Origin of the sequence: Mesoplasma tabanidae, assembly GCF_002804025.1 — a bacterium.
Taxonomy (GTDB): Bacteria; Bacillota_I; Bacilli_A; order Mycoplasmatales; family Mycoplasmataceae; genus Mesoplasma; species Mesoplasma tabanidae.
The window spans coordinates 675,888-688,112 of sequence record NZ_CP024969.1 but is presented as its reverse complement, the minus strand read 5'-3'; the positions used below and the strand labels follow the sequence as shown (position 1 = coordinate 688,112).

At 27.2% G+C, this 12,225-nt stretch carries 14 protein-coding genes; 12 read left to right on the top strand and 2 right to left on the bottom strand.

The window, feature by feature from the left end; genetic code table 4:
* Nucleotides 1–2: 2 nt before the first annotated feature.
* Both MTABA_RS03115 and MTABA_RS03110 read right to left on the bottom strand, forming a co-directional pair.
* The gene (locus tag MTABA_RS03115; protein WP_100679709.1) at nt 3–551 is read right to left on the bottom strand and encodes a hypothetical protein; all 549 of its coding nucleotides are present in this window, start codon (nt 549–551) and stop codon (nt 3–5) included.
* A gap of 23 nt (nt 552–574) precedes the next feature.
* Complete coding sequence (locus MTABA_RS03110; protein WP_100679708.1) at nt 575–1,138, bottom strand: inorganic diphosphatase; 564 nt, start codon at nt 1,136–1,138, stop codon at nt 575–577.
* A 111-nt stretch (nt 1,139–1,249) separates the two neighbouring features.
* Here MTABA_RS03110 and MTABA_RS03105 point away from each other — a divergent pair, with 111 nt between their 5' ends.
* The 12 genes from MTABA_RS03105 to trmFO all read left to right on the top strand — a co-directional run bounded on the left by MTABA_RS03105 (nt 1,250) and on the right by trmFO (nt 12,219).
* On the top strand, nt 1,250–2,119 hold the full coding sequence (locus tag MTABA_RS03105) for a DUF4779 domain-containing protein (protein WP_100679707.1): 870 nt from the start codon (nt 1,250–1,252) through the stop codon (nt 2,117–2,119).
* 87 nt (nt 2,120–2,206) lie between these two features.
* Complete coding sequence (gene rpsP / locus MTABA_RS03100; protein ID WP_100679706.1) at nt 2,207–2,476, top strand: 30S ribosomal protein S16; 270 nt, start codon at nt 2,207–2,209, stop codon at nt 2,474–2,476.
* Between the two features lie 55 nt (nt 2,477–2,531).
* Entirely contained in the window at nt 2,532–3,032 is a 501-nt protein-coding gene (locus MTABA_RS03095) for a ribosome maturation factor RimM (RefSeq protein WP_100679705.1), read from the top strand.
* A complete protein-coding gene (trmD, locus tag MTABA_RS03090; RefSeq protein ID WP_100679704.1) occupies nt 3,032–3,763 on the top strand; it encodes a tRNA (guanosine(37)-N1)-methyltransferase TrmD in 732 nt (243 codons plus the stop codon). Before MTABA_RS03095 ends, trmD begins: the two co-directional genes overlap by 1 nt.
* A 1-nt stretch (nt 3,764) precedes the next feature.
* Nucleotides 3,765–4,151, top strand: coding sequence for a 50S ribosomal protein L19 (gene rplS / locus MTABA_RS03085; protein WP_100679703.1), 387 nt, complete (start codon nt 3,765–3,767; stop codon nt 4,149–4,151).
* An 89-nt stretch (nt 4,152–4,240) separates the two neighbouring features.
* Complete coding sequence (gene ylqF, locus MTABA_RS03080) at nt 4,241–5,188, top strand: ribosome biogenesis GTPase YlqF (protein WP_100679702.1); 948 nt, start codon at nt 4,241–4,243, stop codon at nt 5,186–5,188.
* Nucleotides 5,182–5,808 (top strand): ribonuclease HII, encoded by a 627-nt coding sequence (locus MTABA_RS03075; protein WP_100679701.1) that lies wholly within the window; start codon nt 5,182–5,184, stop codon nt 5,806–5,808. The genes ylqF and MTABA_RS03075 overlap by 7 nt, the downstream gene beginning before the upstream one ends.
* 70 nt (nt 5,809–5,878) lie before the next feature.
* Entirely contained in the window at nt 5,879–6,184 is a 306-nt protein-coding gene (locus MTABA_RS03070; protein ID WP_100679700.1) for a single-stranded DNA-binding protein, read from the top strand.
* Nucleotides 6,185–6,186: 2 nt separating this feature from the next.
* Nucleotides 6,187–6,966 carry a DNA-processing protein DprA gene (locus MTABA_RS03065; protein WP_100679699.1) on the top strand — a complete coding sequence of 260 codons (780 nt, stop codon included), beginning with the start codon at nt 6,187–6,189 and terminating at the stop codon, nt 6,964–6,966.
* Between the two features lie 87 nt (nt 6,967–7,053).
* On the top strand, nt 7,054–8,991 hold the full coding sequence (locus MTABA_RS03060) for an ABC transporter ATP-binding protein (protein WP_100679698.1): 1,938 nt from the start codon (nt 7,054–7,056) through the stop codon (nt 8,989–8,991).
* A complete protein-coding gene (locus MTABA_RS03055; protein WP_100679697.1) occupies nt 8,978–10,879 on the top strand; it encodes an ABC transporter ATP-binding protein in 1,902 nt (633 codons plus the stop codon). Before MTABA_RS03060 ends, MTABA_RS03055 begins: the two co-directional genes overlap by 14 nt.
* On the top strand, nt 10,879–12,219 hold the full coding sequence (trmFO, locus tag MTABA_RS03050; RefSeq protein WP_100679696.1) for a methylenetetrahydrofolate--tRNA-(uracil(54)-C(5))-methyltransferase (FADH(2)-oxidizing) TrmFO: 1,341 nt from the start codon (nt 10,879–10,881) through the stop codon (nt 12,217–12,219). Before MTABA_RS03055 ends, trmFO begins: the two co-directional genes overlap by 1 nt.
* The last annotated feature ends 6 nt before the right edge of the window (nt 12,220–12,225 follow it).

Genomic DNA, 12,225 nt, shown 5'->3' with positions numbered 1-12,225 from the left:
GCTTAATAACCTCTTTCTTCGATATTTTTGACTTCTCTTTTAACTTTTAAAACATTTAATATATGTATTGTGTATAACACAAAACGAAAAATTATTAAAATTAAAATAATAGATGAAATAATATTAAAAATTAATAATTTATTTTTACTTACTTTAAGAAATTCTTCTCTACTGATAGAATTAGAATTTAAATGAGAATCAAAATAATCATTTAAAAAAGAACTATCAAATGTTTGAAAATGCTCAATATAAGGTATAACTACAAAAATTAACAATAATATATAAACTGCAAATTTAATTTTAAATTCTTCACCATTGCGTATTGAAATTACAAGTTTATAAATTAAATAAATGTATACAATAATTCTAAAAGCTTCACTAACCAAAAAGGTAGGTGTTTCAAATTCTATAAAAAGAGACTTATTAAAACCACTTATATTTAAATTTCCTAAAAAATAAACAGTAATTATTAAAAGAAAATTTAATAGAAATGATAAAGTTAATGAAATTAAAACTAAATACTTAAAATTATTTTTAAATATTGCTTTCATATTTTTTGGTAATTATTTATTAATTATCCTTGCCCAATTCCCTTTGCTTTTCACTCAGATAAAATTAAATCTCTTTCACCAGCTTCAAGTCTGTCTTTATATTCAATAAATCTTTCTTTACATTCATGTAATTCTTCAATTGCTTCTTCTAAAGTTCCTCAACCATTAATTTTTACTGATTTTTTTTGTAAAGCTTTGTATTGTAAGAAGAAGTTTTCAATTTCATCGCGTAAATGTTGAGGTACATCTTCTAATTTTTCATATGAACTAAATCTTGGGTCATCATTAAAAACTCCAAATAATTTAGTATCAATTTCTCCGGCATCAATCATTTTAATTGATCCTAAAATTCTAACGCTTACTTGAACACCAGGCATTGTAGGGTAAGTACATAAACTAATAACATCTAATGGATCTCCATCTCAGTCTAGTGTGTTTTCAACCATTCCATATTCGCCTGGATAAAAGTTTGCACCATATAAAACTCTATCTAAAATAATTCTTCCTGTTTTTGCATCTACTTCATATTTATTAGATGAACCTTTAGGAATTTCAACGATCATATCTAATACATTGTTTTTTGACATATATATTTTCCTCTTTTCTTTTTTTATTTTATCTTATATTAATTTATTTTTTAATATTTACTTGAAAAAGTTATATTTCTTATTTATAATTTTTATAAATTAGGAGAAAACATGAAAAGAGAAAAAAAAGAATTTGGTACTTATTTAAAAGATATAAGTTTGCTTGAAGAAGAAGAAATAAACAAAAAAGAACATAGAAAAGAAGATCATTATCATGGTATTCATCATTTTGATGAAAAAGGAGGTCATGATCATATTGAAAAAAATGAATTTAAATTGTCGGTTGAATTTAAAATGTCAAGAAGAAGACTTATTTATAAAATGGTATTAACTTCTGTATTTTTAGCTTTAACAGCGACAGTGAGCGCTTTAGATATTTTCTTTGAAAAAGTTGCATTACCAGTAGGTTCAGGTCAGTTATGAATTGACTTTAGATTTTTGGATATTGCGTTCATATGTATATCAATAGCAACATTAGGGCCAATATTTTCATCAATTATTGGATTATTAAACCCTTTTATTCATTTTGGAATTCATGGTGGAGAACATGGAATTTGATCAACTGTAATAGAAGCACCTCAAAATGTATTAATAGTCTGAATGGTATGAGCTGTATTTAACGTAGTATTTAACAATTCCCCAATACACAGAGATACTGATAAAACAAAAGCAAGATTAAAAAGATTTACTCCTATTCCCGTAATGATATTATTAGCATCAATCATTACAACAGGTATGTTTGTATTAGGTATGTATCTTGATGGCTTAACATCTCATCATGATCATGTTCACAACCACACAATGCAATTATTTCATGAAGGACATGATCATTCTGATGGTAAACTTGAAAATGTAGGTGATATTAACTTTGCTATAGGTTTATCAATATTTGCTTGAAATATCTTAAGATATAGCGTAGCATTCTCAATATTTAGTATTGTTGAATGAAGAATGAGACCGATAAATCATAGATATAAATAAAAAATAAGGGAAGTTAAGTAGTTTTACTTGACACCTTTTTTATTTTTAGTAAAATTAAATAAGGTTTTAAAAATTATAGGAGGAAACATGGTAAAAATTAGATTAAAAAGAATTGGTAAAAAACAAGCGCCTTTCTACAGAATAGTAGCTGCTGATTCAAGAGTTAACCGTAATGGTCAATACATAGAATTAATTGGAACATTTGACCCATTAAAATCAGAAATTAAAATTAACAACGAGTTAGCTTTAAAATGATTACAAAACGGAGCTCAACCAACTGAAACTGTTAGAGAATTATTATCAAAACAAGGTGTAATGAAAGCATTACACGAAGCAAAACTTGCTAACAAGAAATAATTCAAACAGAATAAAAATTTGTTTTAAAACCACTTTAAATTAGCAAGGACACAAAATGGAAAATAAAAATTTATTATCTATTGGAAAAATTGTAAATACATTTGGTATTAAAGGGGCTGTTAAAATAGCTCTAGAAAAAAACATCGAAGCAAATGACATAAGTGAAATTAAACTTTTATTTATCGAAAATGCTAATAATGTAATTATTCCAAAACAAGTTGAATCAATTAGTATGCAAAAGAATTATTTAGTTGTTTATTTTAAGCAACATAATCATATTAATGAAGTTGAGATCTTTAAAGGCAAGAAAATAAAATATTTAAATGATAATGATGCATTCTCAATATTCTATGATTTAACTTACTATTCTGTTATTTATAACAATCAGAATGGCAAAGTTATTGAAACAATGTTTAATGGTAATCATGATTTAATTAAAGTTTTATTTGAAAATGAAGAAAAAGCATTTTGAGTACCTTTAGTTGATGTGTATAGTAAAAACATTGATGATGAATCAAAAATTATAACTTTAAAAAACATTGAAGGATTAAAATAATGAAATATTCAATTCTAACTTTATTTCCAAATATCATTAAGTCTTATATTTCTGAATCAATTATTAAAAAAGCTTTAGAGCGAGAAAAGATTGAATTAGAAATTATTGATATTAGAGATTTTACATCATTGCCTCATAATCAAGTAGACGAGTATCAATTTGGTGGAGGAAGAGGAATGGTTTTAATGTGTGATCCAGTTGTTAGTGCAATTGAATCAGTTAAAACAGATAACTCAATAGTTATACTAACATCTCCACAAGGGAAGACTTGAAATCAAAACATTGCAAAAACATTTGCAAGTGAGTATGACCATATTATTATAATTTGTGGTCATTATGAAGGTTTTGATGAAAGAATATTAAAATATATTGATATTGAAATTTCTATTGGTGATTATGTGTTAACCGGTGGAGAATTGCCTTCATTAATAATGTTAGATTCTATTACTAGAATTCTACCAGGAGTTATAAATACTGAATCACATGAACAAGAAAGTTTTGAAAATAATTTATTGGATTATCCAGTATATACAAAACCCCATGATTATAGGGGAGACAAAGTTCCTGAAGTCCTTTTAAGTGGACACCACGCTAATATTCAAAAGTGAAGAGACGAGCAACAATTAATCTCTACTTTTAATAAAAGACCAGATTTAATTGATGAATCAAAATTAAACAAAATACAAATACAATTATTAGAAAATCTTAGAAAATCGAAAGGAGATAAATAATATGGCATCAAAAGCAACAAAAACAACACAATCAAAATACGATATTATTAACAACCAATTACGTAACGACTTACCAGATTTTACATCAGGGGATACTATTAAAGTTGACGTTAAAATTAAAGAGGGAGAAAAATTCCGTATTCAAACATTTGAAGGATTGGTAATCAAAACTCAAGGTTCAGGTATTACTTATTCTGTTGTTGTTAGAAAATTATCAAATGGTGTATTCGTAGAAAGAACTTTCCCACTACATTCACCAATTATTGATAAAGTTACTATTGTTAAACGTGGACGTGTACGTAGAGCTAGAATTTACTACATCAGAAAATTATCAGGTAAAGCTGCAAGAATTAAAGAAATTTTACCAACAAAAGCTGATAAAAAATAGTTGTCAATTATTCAACAATATAACTCTCATGTTAAATGAGAGTTTTTTTATTTGTTATAATATAAAAAGATTAAAAAGGAGAAAAAATTATGAGTGCAGAATTTAACTGATTTCCAGGTCATATGAATAAGACTTTAAAAAACATTGAAGAAAAAATTCCCGTGGTTGACTTAGTTATTGAGATTTTGGATGCTCGTGCTCCATATTCATCTCGTAATTTAACCTTTTCAAAAATATTAAAAAATAAACCTATTTTATATGTTTTATCAAAAGCAGATATTGCTGATCCAAAAGTAACTCAAGAATGAGTTGATTATTATGAGAAAAAAAATAATACTGTAATGGTATTAGATGACAAACAAAAAAATATTGTTAAACCATTAATTGATTTAATTAATAAGGCAACAAAAGAAAAGCAAGAAAAAGATAAAGCAAAAGGAATGGTCAATTCTTTAATTAATGTTTTAGTTATTGGAATTCCAAATGTTGGTAAATCAACCTTTATTAATAGATTAATTAAAAATAAAAGTGTTAAAGCAGGAAATAAACCTGGTTTAACAAGAGGAATACAATTAATTCATTTATCACAATTTATTTCTTTATTAGATACACCTGGAGTCTTGCCAGCTAAATTAGAGAATGAAACAGTAGCTACAAATATATGTGCGATTAATTCTATTAGAGAAAATGTTTATCCAAAAGAAAGAGTTGCAGGAAAATTGATGCAATACTTGTTTAATCACTATGAAGGATTAATTGAAAACCATTATAAAATTTCTCCAAGGCTGCAAAGACCAATTCAAATTGCAGATACTTTTATTATTTTTGAAATGATAGCAAAAGTAAGAAAATGATATATGAATGATGAATTACTTGATTATGATCGTGTTATTGATGCATTTATGAGAGATATCATAGGAAATGAATTTACTAAAGTTTCTTATGAAAGAATTTTAGAAGTTGTTCCAGAAGAAATGGAAAAAGCTTCAAAAGTTAGAAATGAAAAAGCTATTGAGGACATAACAGATTTATGATAGATAAATCAAGAATTTTATTTGATACTCAAATTAGACTAGAAAATAATACTGATTTTATTAGCGGTAGTGACGAAGCTGGAAGAGGAGCAATGGCTGGACCTGTTGTTGTTGCTAGTGTTATATTACCAAGCGATTATGAAAATACATTAATTAGAGATTCAAAAAAGTTATCTAAAAAACAAAGAGAAATACTTTGCGAAGAAATTAAAACAGTTGCAATAAGTTATGCTATTGAAATAATTGAAGCTGGTGATGTTGATATATTAAATCCAAAGCAAGCTAGTAGGTTAGGTATGATCAATACAATCACTAGTTTAAAACCTAAACCAATTATAAGTTTAACTGATGCTGAAAAAATAAATATAGATAACTATAATTGTGTAGCTTTTATAAAAGGTGATGATTTAAGCCAATCCATTGCAGCAGCTTCTATCTTGGCAAAAACAACCAGAGATAGCATAATGATTGATTATGCAAAAATTTATCCAAAATATAATTTTGATTTACATAAAGGATATTGTGTTAAAGAACATTTACAAAAAACTAAACAGTTTGGGGTACTTCCAATACACAGAAAGAGTTACAAACCAATTAAAGATATTTTAGAAAATAACTTTTAATGTTATTTTTTTATTTTTTTCCTTAACTATATTATGTCAGGTGTCTGACGAATAATAAAAAGGAGTTCATATGAATTTAGTAAATATAATCGGACAAATTGAAGGAGATGCACAAGTTGCATATACTTCAAAAGATGGAAACGCAAAATTATACAAGTTTGTTGTTAGAGTTCCCAATTCTTATAAATCTAAAACAGGAAAAAATGAAGATGACTTAATTAATGTTAAAGCTTGATCTTCGGCTATTAATGATGAATTTGCATTGCATGACCAAGCTGTTGTTGGTATTGAAGCAAGAATACATTCATCAATTAATAAAGAGAGTGCCAACGTGTTTAATGAAATTATTGCAAATAGAATAATGTATTTAAATTAATAATGGACAATGTATTATTATATTTCTCACTAAAGTATCATGGTGATTGAGAGCAAATTTATGATGCATTAGATAGAAAAGAAAAAATAGAAACTCAGAACTTAATTCAAGTTCCTAATTCAATACCTAATAATTTCATTTCAATTATCAATCCACTTTATCCAAATAACCTTAAGCAAATAATGAAACCTGCATTTATAATTTATTATTTAGGTAATATTTCATTATTACAAAATTACTTTCAAACAATATTTATTAGCAGTTCAGAGAATATTGATGAATATAACATAATGGCAATAAAAAAAATCATTGCTGATTTAATTAAAGAAAATAGAACAATTTTAATTTCAGATGAGAGCAAGTTTGATAAGCAATTAATTGATTTTATAATAGCAGAACAAGGAAAATTAATTATAATTACAAAAAAACCACTTCAAAAGTTTATAGAAAGTGAATTTTGAAATAAAAATAAAAACGTTGATTATGCAGATTTTCTAGTGATAAGCGAATATGAAGAATCAAACAGTTTTAAATACAAGTCAATTAACAATAAAAATGAAATGAACATTAGAATTATTAATGGTTTATCAAAAGCTGTTGTATTTTTAGAACATTCAAATTTTAGTGAAATAGAACCTTTATTTAACGCTGTTGTCAATGAAAATAAACCGTGCTTTGCAATTCCACAAAATTTAAAAAAATTTAAATCTTCAAGTAATAATTTGCTAAAAAATGGTGCAAAATTATTGGAAAGTGCAGCAGATATTTTAAATCAAATTTAAAAACACATTAGGTGTTTTTTATTTTGCCTTTTGGTGGTAAAATATTTAAAATATGCAAAGGCATTTTATTAGAAAAGAGGGGATTTTATGGACAGAGAAGAACAACAAATGCTTGATAATGAAAAGCTAAATGAATCTTCAACACCACAAGTTAGAGTTTCAAGATGATTGAAAAAATCTGATTTAAACACAGAATTAGAAGCAAATAAATCTAAAAAGAAAAAATCTTCATATATTGGATTATTAATTAGATATATGAAAAAAAATAAATTATGGACAACACTTATGTTAATTTCAGTAATTATTTTATCTATTGCGTCAGCAATGACTCCTAAAATTATTGAGCAAATGAGTGCAGCTGTTTTAGTTGAAAAAACAGGAGAAGTGTTACCAAAGTGATGAGGTTTAAATTTTAATACTTTACTTGGTATTGAAATAGCTATTATTCTTTTTATGGCATTAGCAACTTTTGTTTCTCAATGAACAGCTGGTATGTTAGGTAAAAAAATAGAAGTTGATTTGAGAAATGATTTAAACAAAAAATTAGTTTCGATGGATATGTCATATTATTCTGATAAAAAAATTGGAGAAATTTTAACAAAAGTTGTTTCTGATACTCAAATTATTGGAGAACAAACTGGAATTATTCCAATTACTTTTTTAAACGGTATTTTAACAACAATTGCCTCAATTATTGTTATGTCAACAATATCAGGTCCACTAACAATTGTTTTATTTTCTGTGTTTCTTGTTATGTTTATAATTTTTGCAGTTTTATTTATTCCAATGAAACCAATTGCATACAAAACAAGAAAAATTGTTACAGAAGTTAATGGTGATGTTACTGATAGAATTAGTAATGTTAAATTAATTAAAGCTTCAGGAACTGAAAAATATGAAGAAAACAGATTTATTGAAAAACACGTTCCTTATTTTGAACAATCAACACACATGAACTACTACCAAGCAATGATCTTGTCATTAATTTTCTTAATTATTAATGCAATTGAAACAATTATGATTATTGCAACAGTTTTAATTTATGATGCAAATGATGTAGCTGCAGTTTTACCAGGTATGATTTCAGCTTCAGCTTTAATGATTGGTCCTTTAATGTCTTTCTTAAGAGTTTTAGTTGGTTTAACTCAATCAAATGTAGCTTCAAAAAGAATCGGTGAAATTTTAGAGCAAGAACCAAGATTCAATAATCACTTTGAAGATAAAGAAGGTGTAGTTATTGACAAAATCCAAGGAAATATTTACTTTAGAGATGTTGCATTTGCTTATCCTGAAAAACCAACAGAACTTATATTACCAAAATTTGATTTCACTTTTGAACAAGGTAAATCATATGCATTTGTAGGAACAACAGGTGCAGGTAAATCAACAATTTCAAAATTATTATTAAGATTTTATGATCCAACTATTGGACAAGTTTTAATTAACGAAAATATTGACTTAAAAGATGTTGTTCTATCATCTTATTTAGACAAAGTAGGATATGTTGAGCAAGAGCCTGCTATTTTCTTAGGTAATGTTTATGACAATGTAAGATATGGAAGATTTGAGGCAACAGATAAACAAGTGGTTGCAGCTTGTAAAAAAGCTGAACTTCATGACTTAATTATGAGTTGACCAGATGGTTATGACACAATTCTTGGTGAAAGAGGATTTATGTTATCTGGTGGTCAAAAACAAAGATTAGTTATTGCTAGAATGTTTTTAAAGAACCCTCAACTATTAATCTTAGATGAAGCTACTTCTGCTTTAGATAATATTGTAGAAAAAGAAATTCAAGCAAAATTAAATGAATTAATGAAAGGCAGAACAAGTGTAACAATTGCACACCGTCTATCAACAATTAAAAATGTTGATGAAATATTAGTTCTAGCTCCAAAACAAGGAATAGTTCAAAGAGGAACTTTCAACGAACTTAAAAAAGTGCCTGGTCATTTCAAAGATTTATATGACGCAGGTAATTCAAAAAATGATGGAAAGGGTGTAGTAAATAATGAGCAACAATAATCAAAAACAATTAAACAAACATGGTTTTGATGTAAATATGGAATTTTCATTTAAAAAACTTGGTGTTTTTATGAAACAAATATTTGAATCTGCAAGTCAAAATAAATTTCTTTTCTTTACTGTTTGTTTTTTCACAATGTTAGACGCCTTAATATCAACTTTTTTACCAGTATTTGCAACAATGATGATTTCAGGTATTATGAATGACTTAGCTGGAACTGAAAAAAAAGAAACTCTAAGTTTTTTAGCATGACAAGTATCTATTATAGAATGAAAAACTTGACTATATATCACATTAGCAACTCTTGTACTTTTATTTATGTCTGAATATGTTGTTAACTGAAGTGTTGCTCAATTTTCTTTACATGTTGAAATTAATCAAAGACAAAAAATGTTAATTAGATTAGCGCAACAAGATGTTGACTTCTTCTTTGATCATGTATCAGGAAATATTTTAACAAGACTTGTTGGTGATACACAATCATTAGCATTTGGTATTCAGCAATTCTTTACAAATATGATTTACTTCTTAACTGGAATAATAATGGCTGTAGTAATCATGATATTATCAGGAATTTGATATGTAGCAGTTATTATGGCTGTATATATGGTTTTCTCAATTGGAATTGCAGTTATTATATTTATTCAAAACAGAAGAAAATTAATTACAGCATTTGATAGAAAACGTGAAGTTGATCAAGATATGACTGATAGAATTTCAAATATATCTTTAATTAAATCTTCTGGTTTAGAAGAATATGAAGTTAAAAGAGTTGAAGAATTAAATGAAATTTATAATAGAGCTGGTGACAAAGCTGTTCAATGATCTGCATTACTAACTCAATGAATTCAAATAACAGCTTCAGCAATGATGCCTTTATTTGTTATTATATTTTGTGTTGCTTTCTTAAAAAGCGGTAATACAGAACTATTATTAGTTAAAATGCCTTTAGCGCAGGTTTTAGTTTCATTTGTTGTTGGAGCTATTGCAATGTTAATTCCAACATTGCGTTCTGCAACAAGAGCTCAAAACGCTGCTCAAAGAATATCAGAATTAACAGATCCAGAACCAACAATTAAACCAAACCCTGAAGGCCCATTAATTGAGAAAATTAATTCAGTGACTTTTGAAAATGTTGCTTTTGCTTATCCTAAAAAACCTGAAAAAACAATTTTACCAAAAATGAATATTACATTCGAGAAAGGTAAATCATACGCCTTTGTTGGTGAAACAGGTAGTGGTAAATCAACAATTGCTAAACTATTATTAAGATTTTATATGCCTGTTGATGGAAAAATAATGGTTGAAGGAAAATATCAAAACGAAGACGCTTTAATTAAAGATTCACATGACTTAAATACAATTAACTTACCAGCTTACCTAAGCAGAGTAGGGTATGTAGAACAAGAACCACAAATTTTATTTGGAGATTTTTTTGAAAATATTAGATATGCAAAATTTGACGCGACTGATGAAGAAATTATGAAAGCTTGCAAAAAGGCAAATTTACATGATTTCATAATTTCGCTAAAAGATGGATATAAAACTATTTTAGGTCAAAGAGGTTTCTTACTTTCTGGTGGTCAAAAACAACGTTTAGTTATTGCTAGAGTATTCTTGAAAAATCCTGACTTCTTGATTTTAGATGAAGCCACTTCTGCTTTAGATAATATTGTAGAAAAAGAAATTCAAGCTGAGTTGGATAAATTAATGAAAGGTAGAACTAGTGTAACTATTGCTCACCGTTTATCAACTATTAAAAGTGTTGATCAAATAATTGTTCTTGGTGCAAACGGAAAAGGAATCGTTCAACAAGGAACTTATGATGAATTAATCTCAACTCCAGGTAGATTTAAAAAACTTTATGAAGCAGGGTTAATGAATTAATGAATAATAAAACAATAAATATTATCGGAGCTGGTTTAGCAGGCACAGAAGCTGCATATCAATTAGCAAAAAGAAATATAAAAGTTAAGCTTTATGAAGTAAAAAGAATAACTAAAAATCCCGTCCAATTTTTGGACGGGTTTGCTGAGTTAGTTTGCTCAAATTCTTTACGAAGTAATGAAATGACTAATGCAGTTGGTACTCTTAAAGAAGAAATGAGACTTTTAGATTCTTTAATAATAAGAGCAGCTGAATACGCACAAGTTCCAGCTGGAGGAAGTTTAGCAGTTGATAGAGTTTTATTTTCAGAATACATAACAAAAGAAATTAGTTCGAATAAAAATATTGAAGTAGTTGATAAAGAAGTTGAAAAAATTGACCCTAATGAAATAACTCTTATTGCTTCGGGGCCACTAACTACTGATAAATTACAATCTGAGATTACTCGACTTATAGGAAGTGATGATTTCTATTTTTATGATGCGGTTGCTCCAATCATTGAAAAGGATTCAATCAATATGAACATAGCTTATCAAAAAAATAGATATGACAAAGGTGAAACTAATGATTATATAAACTGTCCTATGTCAAAAGAAGAATATTTAAATTTTTACAATGAATTAATTAAAGCAGAAATTGCTATTGGTCATTTGCCTGGAGAAGCTGAACTAAAATACTTTGAAGGATGCATGCCAGTTGAAGCAATGGCTAAAAGAGGACTGGATACTTTATTATTTGGTCCAATGAAACCAAGAGGTTTAGATAAACCTGATGGAACAAGAAACCATGCAGTCGTTCAATTACGTCAGGATGACGCAAGTGACAGGCTTTATAACATAGTCGGATTTCAAACAAATTTAAAATGACCTGAGCAAAAAAGAATTTTTTCTATGATACCTGGTTTAGAAAATGCAAAATTTGTTAGATACGGTGTTATGCATAAAAATAACTTTATTAACTCTCCAAAAGTTCTTAATAAATACTTACAACTTAAATCGAACAAAAATATATTTTTTGCAGGACAGATAACAGGTGTTGAAGGATATGTGGAATCTTGTGTTTCAGGATTAATAACAGCAATCAATATAGCAAACTTTTTGAACAACAAACAAATGAATATTCCAGATTCAAAATCTGTATCAGGTGCATTGCTAAATTACATCAATAAGGCTTCAGCTTCAAACTTTCAACCTATGAAAGCTAACTGAGGGATTGTTGATGAAATTGATTTTAAAAAACCTAATAGAAAAATTACAAAACAGGAAATTAGAAAACTAAAAAATGAAAATTTTTCACAGTTAGCAATTAATTCTATTAAAGACTTTATTAAAAATATTTAGAAAGAA